The 25,071-nt window shown below is 64.7% G+C and carries 28 protein-coding genes; 21 read left to right on the forward strand and 7 right to left on the reverse strand.

Going from position 1 to position 25,071, the window contains the following annotated elements; translation table 11 throughout:
- Positions 1-24 precede the first annotated feature (24 nt).
- Positions 25-699: an alpha/beta hydrolase gene (locus METLW3_RS0111460; protein ID WP_024880053.1), complete on the reverse strand. Its 675-nt coding sequence runs from the start codon at positions 697-699 to the stop codon at positions 25-27.
- A 272-nt stretch (positions 700-971) separates the two neighbouring features.
- On the opposite strand from METLW3_RS0111460, the gene METLW3_RS0111465 reads away from it, so the two are divergent.
- The 12 genes from METLW3_RS0111465 to METLW3_RS0111520 all read left to right on the forward strand — a co-directional run bounded on the left by METLW3_RS0111465 (position 972) and on the right by METLW3_RS0111520 (position 12,478).
- Positions 972-2,069, forward strand: a complete 1,098-nt coding sequence (locus METLW3_RS0111465; RefSeq protein WP_198022765.1) for an acyltransferase family protein — start codon at positions 972-974, stop codon at positions 2,067-2,069.
- A gap of 9 nt (positions 2,070-2,078) precedes the next feature.
- The gene (locus METLW3_RS0111470) at positions 2,079-3,239 is read left to right on the forward strand and encodes a cysteine desulfurase family protein (protein ID WP_024880055.1); all 1,161 of its coding nucleotides are present in this window, start codon (positions 2,079-2,081) and stop codon (positions 3,237-3,239) included.
- 67 nt (positions 3,240-3,306) lie between these two features.
- Positions 3,307-4,776 (forward strand): Fe-S cluster assembly protein SufB, encoded by a 1,470-nt coding sequence (gene sufB, locus METLW3_RS0111475; protein ID WP_024880056.1) that lies wholly within the window; start codon positions 3,307-3,309, stop codon positions 4,774-4,776.
- 140 nt (positions 4,777-4,916) lie between these two features.
- The gene (gene sufC / locus METLW3_RS0111480; RefSeq protein ID WP_024880057.1) at positions 4,917-5,666 is read left to right on the forward strand and encodes a Fe-S cluster assembly ATPase SufC; all 750 of its coding nucleotides are present in this window, start codon (positions 4,917-4,919) and stop codon (positions 5,664-5,666) included.
- Positions 5,667-5,676: 10 nt separating this feature from the next.
- Positions 5,677-6,981 carry a Fe-S cluster assembly protein SufD gene (gene sufD / locus METLW3_RS0111485; RefSeq protein ID WP_024880058.1) on the forward strand — a complete coding sequence of 435 codons (1,305 nt, stop codon included), beginning with the start codon at positions 5,677-5,679 and terminating at the stop codon, positions 6,979-6,981.
- Entirely contained in the window at positions 6,978-8,228 is a 1,251-nt protein-coding gene (locus METLW3_RS0111490) for a cysteine desulfurase (protein ID WP_024880059.1), read from the forward strand. The genes sufD and METLW3_RS0111490 overlap by 4 nt, the downstream gene beginning before the upstream one ends.
- 15 nt (positions 8,229-8,243) lie before the next feature.
- Positions 8,244-8,654 carry an iron-sulfur cluster assembly protein gene (locus tag METLW3_RS0111495; RefSeq protein WP_198022766.1) on the forward strand — a complete coding sequence of 137 codons (411 nt, stop codon included), beginning with the start codon at positions 8,244-8,246 and terminating at the stop codon, positions 8,652-8,654.
- Between the two features lie 15 nt (positions 8,655-8,669).
- Complete coding sequence (locus METLW3_RS0111500; RefSeq protein WP_024880061.1) at positions 8,670-9,095, forward strand: VOC family protein; 426 nt, start codon at positions 8,670-8,672, stop codon at positions 9,093-9,095.
- Between the two features lie 57 nt (positions 9,096-9,152).
- Positions 9,153-9,521 (forward strand): iron-sulfur cluster assembly accessory protein, encoded by a 369-nt coding sequence (locus METLW3_RS0111505; RefSeq protein ID WP_024880062.1) that lies wholly within the window; start codon positions 9,153-9,155, stop codon positions 9,519-9,521.
- A gap of 165 nt (positions 9,522-9,686) precedes the next feature.
- Positions 9,687-10,751 (forward strand): phosphoribosylformylglycinamidine cyclo-ligase, encoded by a 1,065-nt coding sequence (gene purM / locus METLW3_RS0111510; RefSeq protein WP_157516555.1) that lies wholly within the window; start codon positions 9,687-9,689, stop codon positions 10,749-10,751.
- A complete protein-coding gene (gene purN / locus METLW3_RS0111515; RefSeq protein ID WP_024880064.1) occupies positions 10,748-11,401 on the forward strand; it encodes a phosphoribosylglycinamide formyltransferase in 654 nt (217 codons plus the stop codon). The genes purM and purN overlap by 4 nt, the downstream gene beginning before the upstream one ends.
- A gap of 366 nt (positions 11,402-11,767) precedes the next feature.
- The gene (locus METLW3_RS0111520) at positions 11,768-12,478 is read left to right on the forward strand and encodes a glutathione S-transferase family protein (protein ID WP_024880065.1); all 711 of its coding nucleotides are present in this window, start codon (positions 11,768-11,770) and stop codon (positions 12,476-12,478) included.
- A 4-nt stretch (positions 12,479-12,482) separates the two neighbouring features.
- Here METLW3_RS0111520 and ndk read toward each other — a convergent pair whose 3' ends face one another.
- The gene (gene ndk / locus METLW3_RS0111525) at positions 12,483-12,905 is read right to left on the reverse strand and encodes a nucleoside-diphosphate kinase (RefSeq protein ID WP_024880066.1); all 423 of its coding nucleotides are present in this window, start codon (positions 12,903-12,905) and stop codon (positions 12,483-12,485) included.
- A gap of 210 nt (positions 12,906-13,115) precedes the next feature.
- Here ndk and tpiA point away from each other — a divergent pair, with 210 nt between their 5' ends.
- From tpiA to METLW3_RS0111555, 5 genes are all read left to right on the forward strand, one after another.
- Entirely contained in the window at positions 13,116-13,874 is a 759-nt protein-coding gene (gene tpiA / locus METLW3_RS0111535; protein WP_024880067.1) for a triose-phosphate isomerase, read from the forward strand.
- Between the two features lie 98 nt (positions 13,875-13,972).
- Entirely contained in the window at positions 13,973-14,203 is a 231-nt protein-coding gene (locus METLW3_RS0111540) for a hypothetical protein (RefSeq protein WP_018265265.1), read from the forward strand.
- Positions 14,204-14,415: 212 nt separating this feature from the next.
- A complete protein-coding gene (locus METLW3_RS0111545) occupies positions 14,416-15,504 on the forward strand; it encodes a 3-deoxy-7-phosphoheptulonate synthase (protein ID WP_024880068.1) in 1,089 nt (362 codons plus the stop codon).
- A gap of 107 nt (positions 15,505-15,611) precedes the next feature.
- Positions 15,612-15,824, forward strand: a complete 213-nt coding sequence (locus METLW3_RS0111550) for a hypothetical protein (protein WP_024880069.1) — start codon at positions 15,612-15,614, stop codon at positions 15,822-15,824.
- 81 nt (positions 15,825-15,905) lie between these two features.
- Positions 15,906-16,214 (forward strand): hypothetical protein, encoded by a 309-nt coding sequence (locus METLW3_RS0111555; RefSeq protein WP_024880070.1) that lies wholly within the window; start codon positions 15,906-15,908, stop codon positions 16,212-16,214.
- Positions 16,215-16,260: 46 nt separating this feature from the next.
- Here METLW3_RS0111555 and METLW3_RS0111560 read toward each other — a convergent pair whose 3' ends face one another.
- Positions 16,261-16,491 (reverse strand): hypothetical protein, encoded by a 231-nt coding sequence (locus METLW3_RS0111560; RefSeq protein WP_024880071.1) that lies wholly within the window; start codon positions 16,489-16,491, stop codon positions 16,261-16,263.
- 175 nt (positions 16,492-16,666) lie between these two features.
- On the opposite strand from METLW3_RS0111560, the gene METLW3_RS0111565 reads away from it, so the two are divergent.
- Complete coding sequence (locus tag METLW3_RS0111565; RefSeq protein ID WP_024880072.1) at positions 16,667-17,113, forward strand: four-helix bundle copper-binding protein; 447 nt, start codon at positions 16,667-16,669, stop codon at positions 17,111-17,113.
- A gap of 4 nt (positions 17,114-17,117) precedes the next feature.
- Here the strand turns inward: METLW3_RS0111565 and METLW3_RS0111570 are convergent, their stop codons facing one another.
- The 4 genes from METLW3_RS0111570 to METLW3_RS0111585 all read right to left on the reverse strand — a co-directional run bounded on the left by METLW3_RS0111570 (position 17,118) and on the right by METLW3_RS0111585 (position 21,180).
- A complete protein-coding gene (locus METLW3_RS0111570; protein WP_024880073.1) occupies positions 17,118-18,509 on the reverse strand; it encodes a carbohydrate porin in 1,392 nt (463 codons plus the stop codon).
- A gap of 72 nt (positions 18,510-18,581) precedes the next feature.
- A complete protein-coding gene (locus tag METLW3_RS0111575) occupies positions 18,582-20,018 on the reverse strand; it encodes a pilus assembly protein TadG-related protein (protein WP_024880074.1) in 1,437 nt (478 codons plus the stop codon).
- Positions 20,019-20,038: 20 nt separating this feature from the next.
- On the reverse strand, positions 20,039-20,524 hold the full coding sequence (locus METLW3_RS0111580) for a pilus assembly protein (protein WP_245267316.1): 486 nt from the start codon (positions 20,522-20,524) through the stop codon (positions 20,039-20,041).
- Positions 20,525-20,619: 95 nt separating this feature from the next.
- Positions 20,620-21,180: a TadE/TadG family type IV pilus assembly protein gene (locus METLW3_RS0111585; protein ID WP_024880076.1), complete on the reverse strand. Its 561-nt coding sequence runs from the start codon at positions 21,178-21,180 to the stop codon at positions 20,620-20,622.
- Between the two features lie 205 nt (positions 21,181-21,385).
- On the opposite strand from METLW3_RS0111585, the gene METLW3_RS0111590 reads away from it, so the two are divergent.
- From METLW3_RS0111590 to METLW3_RS0111600, 3 genes are all read left to right on the forward strand, one after another.
- Complete coding sequence (locus METLW3_RS0111590; protein WP_024880077.1) at positions 21,386-21,973, forward strand: polysaccharide biosynthesis/export family protein; 588 nt, start codon at positions 21,386-21,388, stop codon at positions 21,971-21,973.
- A 97-nt stretch (positions 21,974-22,070) separates the two neighbouring features.
- Positions 22,071-23,429 carry an outer membrane beta-barrel protein gene (locus METLW3_RS0111595; protein WP_024880078.1) on the forward strand — a complete coding sequence of 453 codons (1,359 nt, stop codon included), beginning with the start codon at positions 22,071-22,073 and terminating at the stop codon, positions 23,427-23,429.
- Between the two features lie 135 nt (positions 23,430-23,564).
- Positions 23,565-25,055 carry an O-antigen ligase family protein gene (locus METLW3_RS0111600; RefSeq protein ID WP_024880079.1) on the forward strand — a complete coding sequence of 497 codons (1,491 nt, stop codon included), beginning with the start codon at positions 23,565-23,567 and terminating at the stop codon, positions 25,053-25,055.
- Positions 25,056-25,071: the final 16 nt, after the last annotated feature.

The raw sequence follows: 25,071 nt of genomic DNA on the forward strand, positions 1-25,071 counted from the left end.
CCCGCGCCTGAATTCTGCTCGAGCTCAATCGCCCCGCGCAGGAATGGCGATGCGCGGCGGATTGCCGAGACGCTTGTCGAGATAGGCGTCGACATGAGCGATCAGCGGCTCGATGCGGTTCTCGAAGAAGTGGTTGGCGCCCTGCACAACCGCATGCTCGATGACGATGCCCTTCTGCGTCTTCAGCTTCTCGATGAGGCCGGTCACTTCCTTCAGCGGCGCGACGCGATCGATGTCGCCATGAATGAAGAGGCCCGAGGACGGGCACGGCGCCAGAAACGAGAAATCGAAGCGATTGGCCGGCGGCGCGACCGAGACGAAGCCCTCGATCTCCGGCCGGCGCATCAGCAATTGCATGCCGATCCAGGAGCCGAATGAGACGCCGGCGATCCAGCAGGCGCGCGCCTCGGGATTGACGGCCTGCGCCCAATCGAGCGCCGCGGCCGCGTCGGAGAGCTCGCCCGCGCCATGATCGAAAGAGCCCTGGCTGCGGCCGACGCCGCGAAAATTGAAGCGCAGGACGGAAAAGCCGCGCTCGGCGAAAGCATAATAGAGGTTGTAGACGATCTGATTGTTCATCGTGCCGCCGAACTGTGGATGCGGATGCAGCACGATGGCGATCGGCGCGCCGCGCTGCGCCGATTGATGAAAGCGGCCTTCGAGCCGGCCGGCGGGGCCGGTGAAAATGACCTCGGGCATGAAGTTCCTCGTCTCCCCCGCGCGAAAAACGCGCTTTTTTCGGCGGGCGGTTTTCGCCAGCGCCGAAAATGCGTTATGCTCCAGCCGGAGCGCCCTTTGCCGGGCGTCCGCGCGTCCGGCGCGCACCGAACCCGCGGCTCGTTTTCGGCCGAGCGGGCCTTCTAGCATGTGTGACGGCGCTAGATGCAAGAGTTTTGAAGGGTCGTGGCGCATTCTCGGCCGCCGATCTTCAGCTCGGCGGCGGCAGACGTTTCGCGAAGGGACGAGTTTTCTTGGTCGATATCGTCCGGCGTCCTGCTCCGCTCGAGGCAACGGCTCCGCTGGAGACATCGCAGGCGGCGACCAAAGGCGGCCGAGATCTCGGTCTCGACTTCATCAAGGGAATTTTGATCCTCCTCGTCGTTTTCGGCCATTCGATCCAATGGATCGTCCATGCGCGAACGGAAGACTATTGGGAAAACGGGCTGTTCAGGGCCATTTATCTCTTTCATATGCCGGCCTTCATCGCTGTCTCCGGCTATCTCGCGGCGAGCAGGATCGACGCCGCGACGAGTCTTCGCGAATTCCTCTTCCGCCGCACGCTGCCTATGCTCCTCGCAATGGCGGTCTGGGCGGGAATTTTGGCCTGGCCGAACCTCGCGCGCGCCTACGTCGGCCTCGAGACCCATGTCCGTTCGGACGTGTGGAGGGACTTTCTCGGTTCCTTTTGGTTCTTATGGGCTGTCGTCGTCGGCTCCGCCGGAGCCTTCGCCGCGACGCGCTTCGGCGCCTATGAGCGAGCGGCGCTGCTGCTGATCGCGGCCGCGCTGCTGCTGGCGCCGCTGCCCGATTTTCCACGCTCGGTCATTCGCTACACGGCCGCCTTCTATCTCATCGCCTTTCTCGCCGGGCGCGCCGGCGTGACGATCCGCTCCATCCCGCCCCGCATCGCCGTCGCCGCCGGGGCGGCGGCCGCGGTCGGATGGCTATTCTGGACGCAGGACACTTATATCTACAACAATGGCTTCGCCTATTGGCGGCCAGGCGTCGCCAGCCAACTGGCGCTGATGCTGCCGGTCTCCGTCGCGGCGACGCTGGCCTTTCTGCGAGCGGCGGTCGCTCTACACGACAGGATCGCACATTCGGCGGCGGCGTGGACAATGGTCTCCCTCGGCGGAATGACGCTGGAAATCTATCTGACGCAAACATTGGCGTTTCGCGCGACCTCGCTGCTGCCGGAATTCGCCGCCGGCTATCTCGACGCGGCGACGGCGACCGCGGCGATCGTCGCGGGGACGACCGCGCTCGTCGCCCTCTCCCGCCGTCTGCCCGGCGGGGGATTGCTCTGGGGCCGGCTGCCGGCCCTCCCATTCCGCGCACGGAACGATTAGCTTCGCGATATGTCCGCTCCCCGCGCCTATCTCGACCATAACGCCACCACGCCTCTGCGGCCGCAGGCGCGCGACGCCATGCTCGCGGCGCTGGAGACGCTCGGCAATCCCTCATCCATCCATGCCGAAGGCCGCGCCGCCCGCGCGCTGATCGAGGCGGCGCGCTGTGAAATCGGCGCGGGACTTGGGACGAAATCACGCAATGTCGTCTTCACGTCCGGCTCGACCGAGGCCGCCAATCTGATTTTGACGCCTTTCTTACAACGAGACCAAACTACGGCGGAGATCGATCTGCTGCTCCTCGGCGCCGGCGAGCATCCGGCCGTTCTCGCCGGCCATCGCTTCCCCGCCGAGCGCGCCGAGACCATCGGGCTCGACCCGGAGGGCGGCCTGTCGCTCGATGCGCTGGCCGATACGCTGCAGCGCAACAAAGGTAAACGAATTCTGCTCGCCCTGCAGGCCGCCAACAATGAGACCGGCGCCATTCAGCCGGTCGCCGCGGCGGCCGATCTCGTCCATGCGGCAGGGGGTCTCCTCATCTGCGACGCCACCCAGGCGGTCGGCCGGCTGGAGACCACATTCGCGGCCCTGCGGGTCGATGCATTGTTCTTTTCCTCACATAAGATCGGGGGACCTATGGGCGCCGGGGCACTGGCGTTCGCGGAGGAGCGCATCCATATCAGAGAGGCGCTTTTGCGCGGCGGCGGACAGGAGAGCGGACGCCGCGCCGGCACCGAGAATGTGGCCGCCATCGCCGGTTTCGCCGCGGCTTTCGCAGTCGCAAAAAAAAGCATGGCTGCGGAGGCCGAGAGGCTCGGCGCGCTGCGCGATCGGCTGGAGGCGAAAGTCGCAGAAATCTGGCCGGAAGCCATGTTTCTCGGCGCGAAAGGCCCAAGGCTCGCCAATACCTCGGCGTTTCTGACGCCGGGGCAGAAGACGCAGACTCTGCTGATGGCGCTCGATGTCGAAGGCGTGGCTCTCTCGTCGGGATCGGCCTGCTCCTCGGGCAAGGTGAAAGCGTCCCATGTGCTCGCCGCAATGGGCCTCGAGGAAAAGGCCGCGCTCAGGGCGAGCTTGGGTTGGAGTTCGACCGAGGAGCATGTAGATTTGTTTGGTATCGCTTTTGCAGGGGTCGCAAAGAGGATCAGGGCGCGGCGGACGGCCGCCTGAAGGGCGGCTCCGGCGGCTCTAATTTCGGCCGGCGGGCCTTGAACCCGTCGAGACGAGGAGAGGACACATGGCGGCTCGCCAGGAGACGGTGGCGCGCGTCGAAGAGATCGACGTCGACGCATATAAATACGGCTTCACCACCGATATCGAATCCGAAAAGGCCCCAAAGGGTCTCAGCGAGGATATCGTCCGCTTCATTTCGGCAAAGAAGAACGAGCCCGAATGGCTGACCGAGTGGCGGCTCGAGGCCTATCGGCGCTGGCTGACGATGGAGGAGCCCAAATGGGCTCGCGTCGACTATCCCGCGATCGACTATCAGGACCTCTATTACTATTCCGCGCCGAAATCGACGCCCGGACCCAAGTCGCTGGACGAGGTCGATCCGGAGCTGCTGCGCACCTATGAGAAGCTCGGCATTCCGCTGCGCGAGCAGGAAGCGCTGGCCGGCGTCGAGCAGCGCAAGGTCGCTGTGGACGCGGTGTTCGACTCGGTCTCGGTGGCGACGACCTTCCGCGAGGAGCTGTCCAAGGTCGGCGTGATCTTCTGCCCGATCTCGGAAGCGGTGCGCGAGCATCCCGAGCTCGTCCGCAAATATCTCGGTTCTGTCGTGCCGGTGACGGATAATTTCTACGCCACGCTGAACTCCGCCGTCTTCTCGGACGGGTCCTTCGTCTACATCCCGCCGGGCGTACGCTGCCCGATGGAGTTGTCGACCTATTTCCGCATCAATGAGAAGAACACGGGACAGTTCGAGCGCACGCTGATCATCGCCGACGCCGGCTCCTATGTCAGCTATCTCGAAGGCTGCACGGCTCCCAAGCGCGACGAGAACCAGCTGCACGCCGCCGTGGTCGAGCTCGTCGCTCTCGACGACGCCGAGATCAAATATTCGACGGTGCAGAACTGGTATCCCGGCGACAGCGAGGGCAAGGGCGGCATCTACAACTTCGTGACGAAGCGCGGCGATTGCCGCGGCAAGAACTCGCATATCTCCTGGACGCAGGTGGAGACGGGCTCCGCGGTGACGTGGAAATATCCGTCCTGCATTCTGCGCGGCGACAATTCGCAAGGCGAGTTCTATTCGATCGCAGTGTCGAACGGCTATCAGCAGGTCGACAGCGGCACGAAGATGATCCATCTCGGCAAGAACACCAAGAGCCGCATCATCTCCAAGGGCATCTCCGCAGGCCATTCGCAGAACACCTATCGTGGACAGGTGTCGGCGCATCGCAAGGCGGAAGGCGCGCGCAATTTCACAAATTGCGACAGCCTGCTCATCGGCGACAAATGCGGCGCGCATACGGTGCCCTACCTCGAGTCGAAGAACGCCTCCGCCGTGTTCGAGCATGAGGCGACGACGTCGAAAATCTCCGAGGACCAGCTGTTCTACTGCATGCAGCGCGGCCTCTCCGAAGAAGAGGCGACGGCGCTCATCGTCAATGGTTTCGTGCGCGACGTTCTGCAGAAGCTGCCCATGGAATTCGCAGTGGAAGCGCAGAAACTGATCGCAGTGAGCCTCGAAGGCAGCGTCGGTTGACGTATCGATGAGCAAAGAGGCGCTCTGCGTTTATTGAGCGCCTCTTTACGAGGCAGGCGAGCGACGAAACGGCCCCAATAGAGCGGCCCCCGAATTGCAACGTCCCTCGCACGACAGCGAACAGCCAACAGGACGACACCATGATCGAAATCAAGAATCTCCACGTCTCCATCGGCGAGCGTAAAATTCTCGACGGGCTGAACCTCACGGTGAAGGACGGCGAAGTGGCGGCCATCATGGGGCCGAACGGCACCGGCAAATCCACGCTCTCCTATGTCATCTCCGGCCGCGACGGCTATGACGTCACCGAGGGCGAGGTGCTGCTCGACGGCGAGAATATTCTGGGCCTCGAGCCGCATGAGCGCGCCGCCAAGGGCGTGTTCCTCGCCTTCCAATATCCGGTCGAGATTCCGGGCGTCGCGACGATGACCTTCCTCAAGGCCGCCGTAAACGCGCAGCGCCGCTCGCGCGGCGAGGAAGAGCTGCAGACTCCGGACTTCATGAAGCTGATCCGCGAGGCTTCCACAAAGCTCGGCATCAATATGGACATGCTGAAGCGCGCGCTCAACGTCGGCTTCTCCGGCGGCGAGAAGAAGCGCATGGACATTCTGCAGATGAGCCTGCTGCAGCCGAAATTCGGCATTCTCGACGAGACCGACTCCGGCCTCGACATCGACGCGCTGCGCATCGTCTCCGAAGGCGTGAACGCGCTGCGCTCGCCGAACCGCAGCTTCCTCGTCATCACCCATTATCAGCGCCTGCTCGATTACATCAAGCCGGACACTGTGCATGTGATGGCCAAGGGCAAGATTCAGAAGACCGGCGGGCCGGAGCTCGCGCTCGAGCTCGAGAAGAGCGGCTATCGCGATTATGTCGGCGAAGCGGCGTGAGGATAAGATCATGACCGTGCAGGCGATCGACAAGAAGAGCGAGGCCGAGACGGCCTTCGCCGGCGCCTTCGAGGCGATGAAAGGCAAGGGCGCGTCGTCGTTGCGCCAGGCCTCGTGGGAGTTCTTCACGCGCAAAGGGCTTCCGACGCGTCGCGTCGAGGCGTGGCACTACACTGATCTGCGCGCCTCGCTGCGCACAGTGGCTCCGCTCGGCGCGCCGGGAGCGATCACGCTGCCGCCGACGACCCTCGGCCGTGTGCGTCTCGTCGTCGCCGACGGCGCCTTCCGGCCGGAGCTGTCCGATGTCGCGGCTCTGCCGGCCGGCGTCGAGCTCTCCTCTCTCGCCGATGTCCTCGCCAAGGAGGACGGCGCCGTCCTCACGGCGCTGGGCCTGCCGGAGAATGCGGGCGCCGACGCAGTCGTCGCTCTCAATGCGGCGCTGATGCAGGACGGCGTGGTTCTGCGCATCGCTCCGGCGACGGACGTCGCCAAGACGATCGAGATCCTGCTGCTCTCCACCGGCGGCGAGGCGCTCTCCTCCTTCACGCGCTCGCTCGTCATCGTCGGCGACGGCGCCAAGGCGAAGATCGTCGAGACGTCGCTCGCCCTCGCGCCCTCCGGCGCGCAGGAGAACCACGTTCTCGCTTTCGCGATCGGCGCGGGCGCCGAGGTCGAGCATATCGCCGACATCGGTCCGCAATCGGAATCCGCCATCCGCCTGTTCAGCCTGCTGATCACGGCGCAGGCGAAAGCCGCGTTCAAATCGCTCGGCTTCGTCGAAGGCGGCGGCCTCGTGCGTCGGCAAATCTTCGCGCGGCTCGCCGGCGAGGAGGCGAGCGTCTCGCTCGACGGAATCTCTCTGCTCGGCGGCAAGGATCACGCGGATACGACGCTCGTCGTCGAGCATGCCGCGCCGCATTGCAAGAGCCGCGAGCGCTTCCGCAACGTGCTCGATGGTCAATCGACGGGCGTGTTCCAAGGCAAGGTGGTGGTGCGCCCGGGCGCGCAGAAGACCGACGGCTCCATGCAGTCGCGTGCTCTGCTGCTCAGCGAGAACGCCACAATGAACAATAAGCCGGAGCTGGAGATTTTCGCCGACGACGTCGTTTGCGGCCATGGCGCCACTTGCGGACGTCTCGACGCCGACCAGCTCTTCTATCTGGTGGCGCGCGGCCTGCCCAAGCATGAGGCCGAGGCGCTGCTGATCGAAGGCTTCGCCGGCGAGATCGTCGAGGCGCTCGGCGAAGAAGCGGCGCGCGACGCCTATTTCGAGCGCATCCGCAGCTGGCTCGGCAAGCGAGGGGGAGCGAAGTGAACCAGCCGCTCTTGGCCGAGGCCACGCCAGCCTATGATGTCGAGGCGATCCGCCGCGACTTCCCGATCCTGGCGGAAAAGCCCTATGGCAAGGATCTCGTCTATCTCGACAACGCCGCCTCGGCGCAGAAGCCGCGGCAGGTGATCGAGCGCATCTCCCAGGTCTACGAGCACGAATACGCCAATGTGCATCGCGGCCTGCATTATCTCGCCAATGCGGCGACCGACGCCTATGAGGGCGCGCGCGAATCCTTGCGCCGCTTCCTCAACGCCGGCGATCGCGAGGAGATCATCTTCACGCGCGGCGCGACGGAGGCGATCAATCTCGTCGCCTCCTCCTTCGGCCTCGCCAATATCGGCGAGGGCGACGAGATCATCCTCTCGATCATGGAGCATCACTCCAATATCGTGCCCTGGCATTTCCTCCGCGAGCGCAAGGGCGCGGTGCTGAAATGGATCGAGACCGACGATAATGGCGTCTTCTCGCTCGAGGATTTCGAGAAACTGATCACGCCGAAGACGAAGATCGTCGCGCTGACGCATATGTCCAATGTGCTGGCGGCGCCGACGCCGATCGCCGACGTCGTGCGCATCGCCCACGCCCATGGCGTGCCGGTTCTCGTCGACGGCTCGCAAGGCGCGGTGCATCTCGATGTCGACGTGCGCGCGCTGGACGTCGATTTCTACATCATCACCGGCCATAAGCTCTATGGGCCGACCGGCATAGGCGCTCTCTATGGCAAGCGCGAGTGGCTCGAGAAGCTGCCGCCTTTCGCCGGCGGCGGCGAGATGATCGAGACCGTCACGCGCGACTATGTGACTTACAATACGCCGCCGCATCGCTTCGAGGCCGGCACCCCGCCCATCGTGCAGGCGGCGGGGCTCGGCGCGGCGCTCGAATATATGCAGAAGATCGGCCGCCCGGCGATCCGCGCCCATGAGGCCGATCTCACCGCCTATGCGCATGAACGCCTCTCCGTTATACCGGGGCTTCGAATCTTCGGTCACGCTAAAGACAAGGGACCGATCGTCGCTTTCGATATGCCGGAGGCCCATGCCCACGACATAGCGACCGTTATCGACCGCTCGGGCGTCGCCGTGCGCGCCGGAACCCATTGCGCCATGCCGCTATTGCAGCGCTTCAACGTCACCTCCACCTGTCGCGCCTCTTTCGCAATGTATAATACGCGCGACGAGGTCGATCGTTTGGCGGAAGCGCTACTGAAAGCGAAGGCGCTGTTTTCTTGATAAGGAGACAGAATCATGACCAAGACCGATGACGCGGCGGAGCCGCAGGAAGTCGTGACCGGTCGGGAGCTGACTCGGGATGAGCAGCAGTCCCTGCCCGCGGGCCGATCGAAGGAAGAAGTCGAACGGCTGACGCAAGGCATTGTCGCCGCGCTGAAGACCGTCCAGGATCCCGAGATTCCCGCCGATATTTTCGAGCTGGGCCTGATTTACAATATCGACATCACGCCCGAGGACGTCGTCTATATCGACATGACCTTGACCGCGCCGGGCTGTCCCGTCGCCGGCCAGATCGTCGAGCAGGTGCAGAGCTCGGTGAGCCTCGTGCCGGGCGTGATGGCTGTCATCGTCAAGCTCGTCTTCGAGCCGCCATGGGATCAGAGCCGCATGTCGGACGAAGCCCGCATGACGCTCGACATGTGGTGAGCGTGAGGAGAGCCGATGGACACGCCCGCGCCGAAAATCGACGGGTGTCTCGAGACGGCTCTCTATGTCGAGGATTTGACGCGCGCCTCGCGTTTCTATGAGGATGCGCTCGGCCTCGAGCCCATGTTCGCCGATCAGCGGCTCATAGCCTATGATTGCGGCCCGCGCAGCGTGCTTCTACTATTTGCGCGGGAAACAATGGGCGAAACGGTGGTTCTGCCGGGGGGCGAGATACCGCCGCACGAAGGCCGCGGGCGTCTGCATTTCGCGCTCGCGATCCGGCCCGAGGATCTCGGCCTGTGGGAGCGGCGGCTCGCGGAGAAGAATGTGCCGATCGAGGCGCGGATGGAGTGGCCGCGTGGCGGGCGGAGCCTCTATTTCCGCGATCCCGACGGCAATCTCGTCGAGCTGGCGACTCCGGGCATATGGAAGAATTATTGATCGCGACGTCTGGCCGCGCATCCACGCGGAAGACGAAGGGATGTAGGGAGCGAACAGATGAACGTCATGAGCCTCAGCGACTCCGCGGCGGAGCGCGTGCGCGGCCTGCTCGCCGGCGCCGAGAACGCCAATATCGGCCTGCGCATTTCGGTGGAGAAGAGCGGCTGCGCCGGCATGGCCTATAAGATGGAACTGGCCGAGCCCTCGCCCGGCGACGAGGTGATCGAGGAAAAAGGCGCGCGCGTGATCGTCGCCGGCCAGGCGGTCATCTATCTGCTCGGCACGCGCATGGATCTCGATGTGCAGCAATTCTCGTCGAGCTTCGTCTTCCAGAACCCGAACCAGACCTCGGCCTGCGGCTGCGGCGAGAGCGTCGAATTGAACCCTGTCGATCCGAGCGCGGTCGAGAAGCATGTGAGCGGCTGAGTCCGGGAGTAAAGATGCGAGCCTGAAGGCTCGCGGTCCAACGCACGCCCTGGACCGCGAGCCTTCAGGCTCGCTCTACCTGTTGGTCGGTCCATCGAAACGGGATTGCACCCGGCCGCGTAAGGCGCTAGGCCGCAGGCTCGAAACCGAGCGCGGGATATCGCAATGGCGGAAGGCAAAGGCCTTACTTATGCGCAGGCTGGCGTCGACATAGACGCGGGCAATCGATTGGTGGACATGATCCGCCCCGCCGTGCGCTCGACGCGCCGGCCGGGCGCGGATGGCGAGATCGGCGGCTTCGGCGGCCTCTTCGATCTCAAGGCGGCCGGCTTTTCCGATCCGGTTCTCGTCGCCGCCAATGACGGCGTCGGCACCAAGATCAAGATCGCGATCGAATCGGGCCTCCATGGCGCGATCGGCGTCGATCTCGTCGCAATGTGCGTCAACGATCTCGTCGTGCAGGGCGCCGAGCCTCTGTTTTTCCTAGACTATTACGCGAGCGGCAAGCTCGAGCCGGATGCGGCGGCCTCCGTCGTCTCGGGGATCGCCGCCGGCTGCGTCGAGGCCGGCTGCGCGCTGCTGGGCGGCGAGACCGCGGAAATGCCGGGCCTCTATTCCAAGGGCGATTATGATCTCGCGGGCTTCGCCGTCGGCGCGGCCGAGCGCTCCCGCCTGCTGCCGCGCGCCGAGGTGAGGGAAGGCGATCTTCTGTTCGGTCTGCCCTCCTCCGGCGCCCATTCCAACGGCTTTTCGCTCATTCGCCGCATCGTCGCCGAGTCGGGCCTCGCCTGGGACGCGCCCGCGCCCTTCGCCGCCGAGCGGACGCTGGCCGAGGCGCTGCTCACGCCGACGCGCATCTATGTGAAGCCGCTGCTCGCGGCGCTGAAGCGCAGCGAGAAAATTCTCGCCCTCGCCCATATCACCGGCGGCGGCTTTCCGGACAATCTGCCGCGCGTGTTGCCGAAGGGGCTGGGCGCGTCGCTCGATCTCGGCGCATTTCGCCCGCCGCCGGTCTTCTCCTGGCTCGCGCTGACGGGCGGCGTCGCGGAAGCCGAAATGCTGCGCACCTTCAACTGCGGAATCGGCATGGTCGTGGTCGTCGCCAAAGACGGCGCGGACGAAGCGGTGGCGGCGCTGCGCGAAGCGGGCGAGACGCCGATCGCCATAGGCGAGATTGCAGCGGCGGGCGACGGGCCGCGCGTCGTCACGCGCGGGACCCTGCCGCTGTGAGCCGGCGGCTGCGCACGGCGATCCTCATTTCCGGGCGCGGCTCCAATATGGACGCGCTGATCGAGGCGGCCCACGCGCCGGATTTTCCGGCCGAGATCGCGCTGGTCGTCTCCAATCGCCCGGAGGCCGCGGGCCTCGCCAAGGCCAAGACGGCCGGAATCGCCGTCGCCGCGGTCGATCACAAAATCTACGCCGGCCGGGAGGAGTTCGAGCGCTCGCTGCAGATCGTGCTGGAGACGCACCGAATCGACTTTCTCTGCCTCGCCGGCTTCATGCGGCTGCTGACGCCCTGGTTCATCGGCCAATGGCGCGGGCGCATGCTCAATATCCATCCGGCGCTGCTGCCCGCCTTTCGCGGCCTGCACACGCATGAGCGGGCGCTCGCCGATGGCGTGAAAATCCACGGCTGCACCGTCCATTTCGTGGTTCCGGAAATGGACGAAGGGCCGATCGTCGCCCAATCCGCCGTCGCCGTGCTCGATTCCGACACGCCGGACAGTCTCGCGGCGCGCGTGCTCGAGCAGGAGCATCTGCTCTATCCGCGGGCGTTGCGGCTCGTCGCTTCCGGCGCCGTCAGGGTGGATGGCAATCGCGTGCTCGGCGCGAGCCCGTCGCCGCTGCCGGCGCTCGCCGTCCCCTCCTCCGGCTGATCCTGCCGCGGGCATCCGGCGCCGTTGCGAAAGCCATGGCGGAAAGGATAGGACGCGCCGCCCTTGCACGGACTCGGTAGCGCGAAAACGCAGAGATAGACGCCGAACGCCAAAAGCTTTGCGAGGCCGAGCGCGCCGTCGAAGGGCGTCGCTATGAGCAGAATCGTGAGCGCCAGCAAACCTGTGGCCCTCACCCCCCAATAAACCCAGCGTTTCGTCATCATATCGCCCTTGCCGCCGTCGCGCGGACCGGCCCCAATGTTAACGCAAAGATACGAGACTTACTTAACTTTGTCGGCCACCAATATGATCTTTGTAGTTTCTCGATCATATTCTCGAAGCGGCTTCCGCAAAGAGGTTTTGATAATGATCAAATTATACTCGTTCGGTCCCTATTTCGGTCTTCCAGACGCAAGTCCCTTTGTACTCAAGACTATGACGCTGCTGAAATTCGCCGGCCTTCGCTATGTCGAGGATCATTCCGGCTTCTGCCGCGCACCCAAGGGCAAGCTGCCCTATATCGACGACGATGGAAAGATCGTCGCCGATTCGACCTTCATCCGCCTCTATCTCGAAAAAACCTATGGAATAGATTTCGACGCCGGCCTCACGGCGGAGCAACGCGCCGCCGGCTGGGCGATCGAGAAAATGCTGGAGGAGCATTATTATTGGCTGATGGTGCAGGCGCGCTGGATCGACGACGGCAATTTCGCGCGCGGCCCGGCGCAGTTTTTCGCGCGCGCTCCAGCTCTGATCCGCCCGCTCATAAAGGCGTTGATCCGGAAGAAGATCGCGCGCAGTCTTACGGCCCAGGGCCTCGGGCGGCATTCGAACGACGAGCTCGCCGTGCTGGCGCGGCGCGACATAGAGGCGCTCGCCGTGCTGCTCGGCGATAAGCCCTATCTATTCGGCGAGGCGCCCAGCGCCGCCGACGCCACGGCTTTCGCCATGGTGGCGGAATCGCTCATTGTCGAGCTTCGATCGCCCCTGAGCGAGGCAGTAGCGAGCAGACCCAATCTCGTGGCTTATCGAGACCGGGTGCTCGCCGCTTATTTTCCGAGCTATGTCGTCGCCTGAAAAATCAGCCGACGATCTCATTGCCCGAGAAGAACTGCGGGATCTCGATCGCCGCCGTCTCCGGGGCGTCGGAGCCATGCACGGAATTCTCGCCGATTGAGACGGCGAACTCCTTGCGGATCGTGCCCGGATCGGCGCTCGCCGGATTGGTCGCGCCCATGACGGTGCGATATTTGGCGATGGCGCCCTCGCCTTCCAGAACCTGGACTACAACCGGGCCGGAGGTGATCGATTCGATCAGCTCGCCGAAGAAGGGGCGTTCCTTATGGACGCCATAGAAGGTCTCGGCCTGCGCGCGCGTCAGTTGGATGCGCTTCTGCGCCACGATGCGGAGCCCAGCGTCCTCGATGAGGGCGTTGATCTTGCCGGTCAGATTACGCTTGGTGGCGTCCGGCTTGATGATGGAGAATGTGCGTTCGATCGCCATGGGCGCGTCGTCTCGTCGAGTTCGAGGATGGGATTTAAGATCGGGGCGCTTATAGCCGTCGGCCGGACGCCCGGCAACCCGGCCCGAGCGGCGACAATTTTCCTTTTGACCGCAACCGCGCGGCGTCGCGGCGAATTGCCCATGGCGGCGAGCGCTGATATGGCCAGAATTGCTCGCTTCATCGCTTGTATTTGAGAGGAACGCCCGGACATGTCTTTCACGCCGCGCCCGCTCGTCGCCGGAAATTGGAAAATGAACGGGCTTTCGGCGTCGCTCGGCGAGATCGAGACCATCGCCGCGCGCTATGACGCCGCCTTGCTGGAAAAGGTCGAGCTGGCGATCTGCCCGCCCGTCACTCTTCTGGAACGCGCGGCGCGCATTCTCGCCGGCGCGAAAATCGCGCTCGGCGGGCAGGACTGCCACGAAAAGCCGAGCGGCGCGCATACGGGCGATATTTCCGCCGAAATGCTGGCCGACGCCGGCGCGTCTTACGTGATCGTCGGCCATAGCGAGCGGCGCGCCGATCATGGCGAGAGCGATGCGATCATCCGCGCCAAAGCGGAGGCTGGCCTGCGCGCCGGGCTCACGCCCATCGTCTGCGTCGGCGAGACGCGCGCCGAGCGCGACGCCGGTCGCGCATCGGCGATCGTCGAAGCGCAGCTCGACGGCTCGCTGCCGCGCAGCGTCGCGCCGGATCATCTCGTCGTCGCCTATGAGCCCGTATGGGCGATCGGCACCGGCCTCACGCCGACGCCTCTCGACGTCGCGCAAATGCACGCCGCCATCCGCGCCCGGCTCGTCGCCCTCTTCGGCGCCGGCGCCGAGGCGACCCGCATTCTCTATGGCGGCTCGGTGAAGCCCGCCAACGCCGCCGAGCTGCTGCGCGTGAAAAATGTCAATGGCGCGCTCGTCGGCGGCGCCTCTTTGACCGCGAAGGAATTTCTGGAAATCGCCGAAATCTATCGCTGAGCAATGATATTCTCGCAATCGTTTCGCGATAGAGTCGCAGCGCGTAAGGGCGTCTTCGCCGTTTTCATTCGCTTTCATTGCTCGCGAGGAGATTTTCAATGTCCTACACGCTCATCGTCGCGACCTTTGTCGTCACCACCTCCCAGGCCGCCGGCGCAGTGGCGACCAACGCCATTCCCGGCTACGCCACCGAGGAGAAATGCGTCGAGGCGGCGCGCAAGCTGCAGCCGCGCGCCTCTCTCGGCATAGCCGCGGAAGGCAAGGAGAACGGCACGCCGCTGAACACGCGCATGACCGGATATTCGGGCCTCTGCGTGCCGGCGCCTTGACTCGCCTCCCCTGCTCCGCTTTAACTCTGCGGCCATGACCCTCGTCCGCTCCGCGCGCTACTATTGGTATTTTAGCTATCCTGCGCCGGCGGCGACGGGAGGCGAGCGCGTGTGAGCAAAAGACGCGAAGCCTGAAAACCCCGAGAGCCGCCAGTCCCGCTGGCGGCTTTTTTGTTCCGCGGCGCGACGCAAAATTGAAAAAGGAGCCCGCCGTGCCGACCGAGACCGACGACCTTCGCATCGTCAAGATCACCGAATTGAGCCCGCCCGCCGAGATCATGCGCGAGCTTCCGCGCAGCGAGAAGGCCAGCGCCACCGTGCTCGGCGCGCGCGCCGCCCTGCGCGAGATTTTGCGCGGGCGCGACGATCGCCTCGCCGTCGTCATCGGCCCCTGCTCGGTCCATGACCCAGACGCCGCGATCGAATACGCCCGCCTGCTCGCCGAGGCCAAGCGCGAGCTCGGCGACCGGCTCGAGATCATCATGCGCGTCTATTTCGAGAAGCCGCGCACCACGGTGGGCTGGAAGGGCCTCATCAATGATCCGCGCCTCGACGGCAGCTTCGACATAGAAGCCGGGCTGCGCCTCGCGCGGCGGCTGCTGCTCGAGGTCAATGAGCTCGGCCTGCCGGCCGGCTGCGAGTTCCTCGATATGACGACGCCGCAATATATCGCCGATCTCGTCGGCTGGGGCGCGATCGGCGCGCGCACCACGGAGAGCCAGGCGCATCGCGAGCTCGCCTCCGGCCTCTCCTGCCCGGTCGGCTTCAAGAACGGCACCGACGGCAATGTGCGCATCGCGCTCGACGCCGTGCTCTCCGCCTCGCAGCCGCATCATTTCCTCGCCGTCACCAAGGACGGCCGCTCGGCCATCGCCTCCACCAGCGGCAATGAGGATTGCCACATTATTCTGCGCGGCGGAAAGACGCCCAATTACGACGCCGCCAGCGTCGACGCCGCGGCCAAGGAAGCGGAGAAGTCCCGCGTCTCCCCCTTTCTGATGATCGACGCCTCGCACGCCAACAGCAGCAAGAAGCCCGAGAATCAGCCCGCCGTCGTCGAGGATGTGGCCCGGCAGATCGAGGCCGGCGAGCGACGCATCATCGGCCTGATGATCGAGAGCCATCTCGTCGCCGGACGGCAGGACATCGTTCCCGGCAAGCCGCTGGTCTATGGCCAGAGCGTCACCGACGGCTGCATCGACTGGACGACCTCGCTCGCCGCGCTGCGCCGCCTCGCCGCGGCCGTCGAGCGGCGGCGCGCCTCCGGCGGAGCGTCGGCGGGGCTGGTCTCGAGCGCCTGAGCCCCGCGACGATCCGCCGCAGAGCCCCCGTGACGCCTCCTATGCGACACCATATGAACACAAAGGCGGGAAACGGGGCTCGGCCGCCTGCGAGAGGAGTTGACGTCATGGAGATTTCTCTAGAACAGGCCGTCGAGATTCATGCGCGCGCGCTCACCCGCCGGCTGCGGCGGGACGCGCCCACCAATGCGCGTGAGCGGGCCGTCGATCTGCAGAGGGCCGGCGACAGCGAAGGCCATGGCGTCTGGCTTCGCGTCGCCGAGAGCGCCGAGCGGCTGCTGGGCGAAAAGGCCCGCGCCGAGGCCGCGCTGAATAGGTAGACTCCACGATAGGAACTGTCACAAAAGGTCATCGTCGTCGGTTTAGCGCTCTGCGGCAGAAACGAGTCGTGGAGCCGACCGATGATGCAGATCGCCGAAATGCTGGCGCCGAGCGGCCTCGATCCAATGCCGCTAGCCGGCGTCGCCCCCTCGAAGGCGCATGAGCGGACGCTGGCCAGCTATCTCCTCAACCGCCATCGCGGAGCCGCCGCCGTGCGCGATATTCTCATCGCGGACATTCGCGGCTTTGTCGATCTCGGCCAGTCGCGCGCCGCCGCCGATCTCCTGGTCGTGCTGACCATGCTGCTGGCGCGTTGGCCGGAGACGCGCCGGCGCGCGCCGCGGCCGCTGGCCTGGGACGCGACGGGGCCTACGCCATGCGACGCGTGAATCGGCGTCTCTGATCGATCGAACGCGCCGTTCGATCGGCGGCGCTCTAATGACGAGGTTCCGATTCGAGCGCGCGCGTCAGCTCGCCGATGATGCGCTCGACCAGCGCATTCTCGGCGTCGAAATAGGCGCGCTCCTCGCGCTCCAGCTCATCGAACTCCTCCGGCTCGCAAATCTCCTTGCGAATGTCGCAGAGCCGCTCGAAGCGTCGGCGCAGGCTGCCGACCAGCGCTTCGGCGTCGCTGCGCGCCAGCGTGAGCATGATATTCGGCTCCATCTCCTCCTCCCCTTTCGTCGCTCCCGCCCTCTCGCCAGAAATGGCGTGCGAAACCCGCGCGCGCAATGAAACGACGGTCCCGCTCGCGGAAAATGGATTGAAGCTTCTGCGTGATGTGCCAGTTAGAGCAAAACTTTCTCGACCCCTCTCGACCGAAGCGAAAGGAAGGCTCTCCATGGAACGTCGTGAATTCGTCGCCGCCGCCGTCGGCGCGGCCGCCACCCTCTCCGCCACGCGCGCGCTGGCCGAGGATCAGACCGCCAATCCGCATGCCGAGCACATGATGCATGGACCGAAATTTCAGGCGCTGATGAAGACCAGCGCCGAATGCGTCTCCACCGGCAATGAATGCCTGCGCCATTGCTTCGGCATGTTGTCGATGAACGACACCAGCATGGCCGGCTGCACCAAGGCCGCCTATGATCTCGTCGCCGCCTGCGCCGCGCTCGAATCGCTGGCGGCGGTGAACTCGACCTTCACGCCGACCCTGGCGAAGGCAGTGGGCGACATATGCATGGCCTGCAAGAAGGAATGCGACCGCTTTCCGCAATATTCGGAATGCAAAGCCTGCGGCGACTCCTGCAAGGCCTGCGCGGAGGAATGCCGCAAGGTCTCCGTCTAAAGTCTCAATAGCGAATGAGCGTGCGCAGACCGACGACGAAGGCGCTGCGCAGGCTCCTGACTCCATTCGGGTCGCGCGGGTCTGCGATATTGCCGCCGGGGCGGCGGATATATTGCAGATCCGGCTGCAGCGTCCAGCCGGGAACGAGGCTCGCTATATAGGTCGCCTCGACCAGCGCCTCGCCGGAACGAATGGGCGCGAATTGATTGCCGAAAGCCGCCGTATCGCGATCGAGCCCACGCGCGCCATTGGAAACGCGCGCATAGCCGACGGCGACGCCGAAGAGATCATCCGGCCGCGCCGGCGCGCCGCGGAAGGAGACGCCGGCGTCGGCGTAGAAATTCACCAGATTGCGATCATTGGGCGCGGCCTCGGCGCGCGCGAAAGCGCCGGCGCCGCCTTCGTCCGATCGGAAGATCTGCTGATCGACCAGCGCATAGACACCGAAATTTCCGCGACGGCGAAGCGGAACGCCGGCGCTCGCGGGATCGGCGAGCGAAAGTCCGTCGGCGCCGAAACGCTCATCGGCAAAGACGCCGAAATGCCGCCAGCCGCCGATCTTGGCGACGCCCGGCAGATCGTCGACCGCATATTTCCATTGCCCCTCGCCGATGACGAAAGGCGCGTCCTTCAGACGAAAGCGCACGCCATCCGCATTGCGGCGCTGCGGATCGGGAGACTCGAACGCGCCTTGGGGACCGGCCGGATCGCCGTCGAAGACAGCAGCGAGAATGGCGAAGCGCTCCGTCTCCCATTTCGCGCGCGCGCCGAGATTGGACAGTGGAAAAGCGGCGCCGCCGGCGGGCAGATCGGCGATGGCCAGCGCCGGCCAGCCGAAGCTGTTGTTGACGAAAATCTTCGCCGATGCGCGCGTCATGAATTCCTGATCCGCGCCCATCTGGCCGAGGCGAATGGAGGCGACCTCGGCGACGCTCTGCTCGAACCAGGCCTCGAAGAGACGGGTCGTCGGCGTCGCCTCTATATTGCTGACGGGCATCAGCGCGCCCGTATAAAATTGATCTATGCCGCGCCCATGCAACTGCGAGGCGTTGGCGTGGAAGACGAGGCCCGTGAAGCCGAAGGCCTTGTCGAGATCGGCGTCCAAGGAAACGCGCAGCTTGCCGTCATAGATCGTTCCGCGCCGCAGGCCGCCGGAGACATCCGAAAAAGTCTCGCCGATATATTTGAGGCCGAATTCGAAGCCGCGCGCCGCGAGCGCGTCGCGCGCCGCCGCGGGCTGCGCCAGAGATTCGGGAAGGCTCGTCGCGATCGTCGGCGGATTATCGTTCTGGGGCGCGGGATCATGATGATCGCCGCCTCGCGCCGACGCCGCCTCGGCGAAAACCAGCGCCGCGGCGGCCGCGCCGAGGCCGATGATGATCTGGAGCGCTCGCATTCTCGTCCTTCGCACATTCTCCGCGTCGCAGCGTAAAGGCCGCGACACGGGAAATCAACGCGAACGCGGCCGTTACTGCGTGAGACGCGAGGCGGAGGAAACGGCGTTCAAGAACAGGGTCGACAGCGCCGAGCTGATGTCGCCGCCCGTGTTCACCTCGAAGAAGAGATCGGGGGAAGAGGCGCAGCTCTTCATATTGTCGGCGATCTGCGATGCGAAGGTGGCGACGGTCCCCTGGTAGAAGCCATTGCTCGGCACGGGATAATAGGTCGTGTAGAGAACCGCGATCCGAATTCCGCGGTTCTTGATCGTCGTGCAGAAGGAGGTGTCGACCGGCTGCAAGCAACGATAAAACGAGCCATAGGCGTTCGAATAGTTCCAATTCAGCGAAGTCGTACAGGTTCCGCTGGAATAATAGCTCGCATCGATAACGCCATCGGTCACGAGCATCAGCACTTCCTGCGGCTTGTCGCCGGCGACGCGGGCGCCGCTGCCGGGCGCCGGCATGGTCGAGTTCAATCTGGTGAGCGCCTGATTGAGATCGGTCATCGCGTCATTGGTGTTCAACGCGCCGCCGGTCGTGACCGTATCGTAGGTCGAGCTGCTGGTCGGATAGGTGTACGACATATTGGCCGCGAGCACATTGTTCGAATCCATCAGCGGCGGCGTCATCGTCCCGATATTGGACTGGATGACGCTCACATTGCCGCGCGTCGTCGGGACGAGATTCTGCATCATCGTCACGCCGTAATTGAAGCTATAGGCCGCGAGGCGATAGGTCGCGCCATTGGAGGCCATCGTCGATTGCGCGGTCGTCGCGAGGCTCTTCGCCGCGTCCCGAACATTGTCGATGCGCAGCTTTATCCCGTTGTTCTCTGCGTAGGCATAGCTGTCGATCGTCCCCCAGCCGGGATAAGGCGTCGAATATTCATTGTCGCTGACATTCTTCTCATGGCAGGCGAAGGCGCATCCGAAGGCGTTCATCGCTGTCACGCCCGCCTGTGTGGCGGGCAGCTCCATAGACGGCGAATTGTCGAGCAGCAGATAAAAATCGATATTGCGCGCCGTCGTCGCGGTCGCCGAGGCGGTCACCGTTATGTTCGATGTCCGCAAGCCGTAGAAGCCGCCGAAAGAGTTCTGCACGTTCGTCGTATAAGTGACCTTCACGCTGCGTGTCATGGAGCCGGGCGCAGGATCGTCGCCGCCGTCGACCTTGAGACTGGCGGCGTCATAGGTCACTCGCGTGATCTGCGTCATCTGAGCGGCGAACATCGTCCTTGCCGCCGCCTGGGCGACGGTCCAAGACTTCAGCATCATTGGCGGCGTCGTCGCCGCGAGCGCGGCGGCGTCGGCCGCGGCGTAGAGCTGCGTCTTGATGCGCCCGGCGTTCGCATAATCGATGGCGCCGCCGGCGGCGATCATCAGAGGAATCGCCGTCAGCGCGAATATGATCGCGACATTGCCTCCTCGATGAGCAAAGAATTTGCCGAGAGTCCGAAACATCATCATGCGTCGCGCGGCCATTTCGTTCAATTCACCCGGGGCACGGATGAGGTGATGCGGGGGTTGATGTAGAATGTGTAGCGGATCGGCACCGCCGGGATCATCTTGGCGCCGAAAGGCGGCGTATAGTCATAGCGCACATAGGCGTAGATCAGCGATGTGCCCAGCTGCGCCATGCCCGCGGGAAGAACGAACGGCGATCCATCGACGAGCTTGGTGGTGTGGAAGGGCTCGTTCCAATCGACCTTCGTGCCGCTCCCATCGGTCGAGACCTCGGCGAGAACGATCGTCAGATTGGCGGTCGAGAAAGGCGCGATAATCTGCGTCGAGGCGTTCAATATCGTCGTGAGATCGGCGGTGGACACGCTCGCGCGACGTGCGACGAGATCGGTCAGCGTGCGGCCGGTGATCGCCACCTTGCGACTGATGCTGATCGCCTCGCCGAGCGTGAACTCGCTGACGAGGATCAGCACGGCGATCGGGATCATCAGCGCGAATTCGACCGCGATCATGCCACGCTCGTCGCGCCGAAGCGCGCCGGCGCGACGGCCGGCGTTCGACGTCAAGCGACTGAGACAGCGCATTCGCAATGGGCCTGCTCCGATGTTTACGAGTAGGGCTCGACCTGGAATACGGCGGTCGACATCAATAAACGCCGGCCATTCGGCAGATTGGCGAGATTGAATCCGAGCGGTCCACCGACGACGGGGAATTGATAGATCACGCGCAGCACGAGAACGCTGCCGACGCCGCCGGTCTGGAATTTCCAGCTATTGGTGACATTGCCACTGGAATCATAGGTGAGGACGGGCGCCGATGTGTCAACGGAGGAGAAGGCGCTCGCCGTCTGCAGATCGACGATCAGCTGTGTGCAGGTAAAGAGCGCCGTCAGTCCGCCGCAGACCGTGTTCTTGAATTGCGTCTGGTCGAGCTTGCCCTTCTGCACCTCGCCGGTAAGAAGCTTGCGCGCCGATTTCTCGACGGCGGATTCCAGCTCCTGCTGCGCGAGAAACACCACGCCGACCTGGCAGATCGCGATCAGAATCGCAAACAGCGGAGCCGCGATGAAGGCGAATTCGACGATCGCGGCGCCCCGCCGACAGGCGAGCAGCCCCGCGCCGCGGGCGCGCGGCTTCGCCGCTCCTTCGTCGATGTCCTCGCTGCGCATGCCGATTCTCGCTCCCCGCCGCAGCATGACCGTAGCCGACAAACAAAGAGTTACCAGAGCTCCGCTGATACGCCCGCGTCGGGCCACACGCTCCGCGCTCGCGTCCGAAGAGCGAGCGCTCTGAGCCTTCGTATTGACGCGCCGCGCACAGGGCACTTATCTACTGCGGCTTCGCGCCATCTCAGGACGAGGACATACGAGATCGATGTCGTTTTTCCGTTCCGCCGGCCTCTGCCTCTCGCTCTCTCTCCTGCTCATGGGGTGCGACGGCGGCTCCAATCTCGGTCCTGTGTCGGCGGAAGAGCGCGAGGCGCTGATTCGCACTGCGGCGACCACCGCGCCGAATCTGCAGCCCGGCGAGAAAATCCGCGTCACCGTCTTCGGCGAGGATCGGCTGTCCGGCGAATATGAGATCGACCCCGCCGGCTTTATTTCGTTGCCGCTGGCCGGCACGGTGAAAGCGGCCGGCTTCAGCAAGCCGCAGCTCGAACAGGAATTGGCGAAAAAATTCCGCGGCGAGTATCTGCGCAATCCCAAGGTGACAGTCGATGTCGCGAGCTTTCGCCCCTTCTACATTATGGGCGAGGTCGGCAAGCCCGGCGAATACTCGTTCAAGAGCGGACTCAATGTGATGAGCGCGATCGCGCTCGCCGGCGGCTCGACCTACAGGGCCAGCCGATCGACCATTCTCATCCAGCATGTGGGCGAGCAGGGCTTCAAGGAATATCCGCTGGCGCCCACCATCCCCGTGCTGCCCGGCGATCTCGTGCGCGTGCCGGAGCGCTATTTTTGACGGCCCCGGCCCCGCGTCTCGCCCTGAGAGACTAAGGGGCGCAGGCTTGACTGCGGGCGCGTTTCACTTACAAGCTGAACGCCTTCGAGAGGGCGTTATGAAGAGCAATTTGCTGCCGAATGGCGTCGCGGCGGGGATCGCGCTCATAATTTCCGCCGGTTCCGTCGCCCGCGGCGAGGAGATTGCAGCCGGCGTCACGGCCATGGGCCCCAGTCCCGAGGAAGGCCTCGCGATCGACGGCTGGATCGTCTATCCGTCCCTCTTCATCGGCTCCGTCTTCAACGATAATATCTATTCGACCGCCACCGATCGGCGCGCAGCCGTCGGCGTGCGCGTGCGCCCGTCGGTCCAGGCGGGCCTCGACAACGGCCTGCACAAATCCACCGCCTATGTGAGCGCCGACGCGCAATTCTATCCAGGGTTGGGCACGCAATTTCGGCTGTCGCCGACGCCGACGACCGATGTCGACCCCACCAATGTGACCGGCCGCGCCGGGATAAATCACATTTGGTCGCCATTCAGCGACCTCAACGTGCATGTTTCCGCCGATTACACGCGGCAGAGCGGTCTGTTCGGCTCCAATTTCGGAGCCACGGCGCCCAATGTCACCGTTCCGACCGGCTATACAGTGTCGGCCTCGCAGCAATTCTCCAATCAGTTCTCCGGCTCTGTCGCCGTCGAGAAGAAAATTTCCGATTGGTTCGTGCGCGCGACGACCGGCGTCCAATATGTCTCCTATGACAGCCGGCCGATCGGCTCGCTCGCCGCCAGCGGCGATGCGCAGAATGGATTGAGCTACAGGGCCACGCTGCGCGGCGGCCTGTGGCTCTCGCCGATGTTCTACGGCTTCGTCGAGCCGACGCTCGATCTGCGCCGCTATGAGAGCTCGATCTCCGACACCAATGGCTATCGCATCGTCGGCGGTCTCGGCTCGGAGCTGATCAGCCTGTTCCGCGGCGAGGTCTATGGCGGCTATCAGAGCCAGTCCAGCGTGCAGAATTTTTCCGGCGGCGAGGCCGCCAAACCCGCCTTTGGCGCAAGGCTGCACTATTATCCGACGCCCTATCTGACATTGACCGCGACGGTCGATCAAATGCTCGCCGCCGCCGCCGCGCCGACAGCCCTCGCGGGCCGTCTCGGCCAATGGTCGCCGGCGACGCTCAACACGCAATCCAAGCTGCAGATCGATTACGCCATCTCTCCCTTCTGGACCGCATATGCGCGCGGCGGCTATGGCGAGACGCGCTGGACCAATTCGCCGCGCGCCGACACCGTGTGGGCGGCGGGCGGCGGCCTCAGCTACACATTCTGGCGCAACATAGCGATCTCGCTGGACTATCAGCTTCAGAAGACCAGCTCCAATGTCAGCGGCGTCTTCGGCGCCATCGGCTATTCCACGGCGAGCTGGGGATTTACGCAGAATGTCGTGTCGGCCGGCGTGACCTATCGCTATTGAGCGCGCCGCGCCAAAGAGCCGGCCGCGCGTGAATCGCCCCGGCCTCGACCCGCCCTCATTCGTGACGATATGATCTCCCCTCCGCAACCGCGCCTTTGGGGTGAAAAGCGCCGCATTCACCCCGATGGCGGCAGCATGGACAAGCGCCTCTTGCAAAAGCTCGCGCCCTTTTCGCGGGAGTCCTCGCTCCCGACCGAAAGCTCACGCGAGCCGGCGCGCGGATTTTGCGCCGATTTGTGGGCGGAGGGCGGCTTCGAGGCGCTTCTCCTCCTCGGCCTCGTGACCGGATTGGGCGTCGCGCCCTTTTGGCTCGGCGGCAATCGCCTGCCGGCCTGGGGCGTGAACGGGCTGTATTTTCCGTCGCTGGTCCTTCTCTTCGAGCTCGGCGTCCTGCTCGCCGGCCGCCGCCACGCCGTATCGATAACGACCGTCGCCGGCCCGGCGGCGCTCTTCGGCGCGGCGCTGCTGTGGATTTGCGTGCAGGCCCTCCCGCTCGCCTCTGGAGCGCTCGCGCATCCGATCTGGAGCATGGCGAGCGAGGCGCTGGAGCGTCCGCTCGACGGCGCGATCTCGGTCGATCGTGGCCAGACGCTCGTCTTTCTGCTCCGCCTCGTGACGGCCGCCAGCGTCTTCTGGCTCGCGCTCCAATTGTCGCGCCGCTCGCATCGCGCGCATTTTCTGCTGCGGGCGATCGCGGTCATCGTGGCGGCCTATTCCGCCTATGGCCTCTGTCTGTCGGCCTTCTTCTCGGCGACGATTCCGTTTTTCGACGCCCCCGCGCAAGGCCTTTTCGTGCGCTCCACCTTCGTCAACCGCAACAATTTCGCTACCTATGCGGGCATAGGGCTGGTGACGACGCTCGCGCTCGTCATTCCGCTCGCCGACCGCGACGCTCCGCGCGAAACGGGCGCGCTCGCCGCTCGGCTGGCGCGGCGGCTGCAGGGGGCCGGCCTCGGCGGCTGGCTCCTCATAGCGGCGGCTTTCGTGATCTTCGTCGCTCTGCTCGGCACAGTGTCGCGCGGCGGCATTCTCGCGACGATTCTCGGCGCGGGCGCCCTGCTCGCCCTCGCCTATTCGCGCGGCCGGCGCGGCGGAGAAAACGCTGGAGCCGTCGCGCTCGTCGTCGCTGGGCTCTCGGCGACGATTTTCTATTTCGGCGATCTCATCGTCCGTCGCACGCTCGACTCCGGCCTCGACGATGGCGGGCGCCTCGCCGTCTTCTCCATCACCCTTCGCGCCATTCTCGACACGCCGCTGCTGGGTTATGGCTATGGCGCCTTCGCCACGCTGTTTCCGCTCTATCGCGACCGTTCGATTCCGACGGCCGATATATGGGACAAGGCGCATAACGCCTATTTGGAGGTGTTCTTGGGGCTCGGTCTCGTCTTCGGCGCAGCGCTCGTCGGCGCGCTCTTCTGGCTCGCGGCGAAATGCGTCATCGGCGCGGCGACGCGGCGGCGGGCCTCGGCTCCGGCGGTTGCAGCCGCCGCCTGCTCGCTGCTCGTCGGCGTCCATGCTCTCGTCGATTTCGGCATTCAGATAGAGGCCGTGGCGCTCACCTACATGGCCATTCTCGGCGCCGGCGTCGCCCAGGCCGAGAGCTCGCGCCTCTCCCTCTCCGACTAGCCCCCTGGAAAGCGCA

It is taken from the genome of Methylosinus sp. LW3, from assembly GCF_000527115.1.
GTDB lineage: Bacteria > Pseudomonadota > Alphaproteobacteria > Rhizobiales > Beijerinckiaceae > Methylosinus.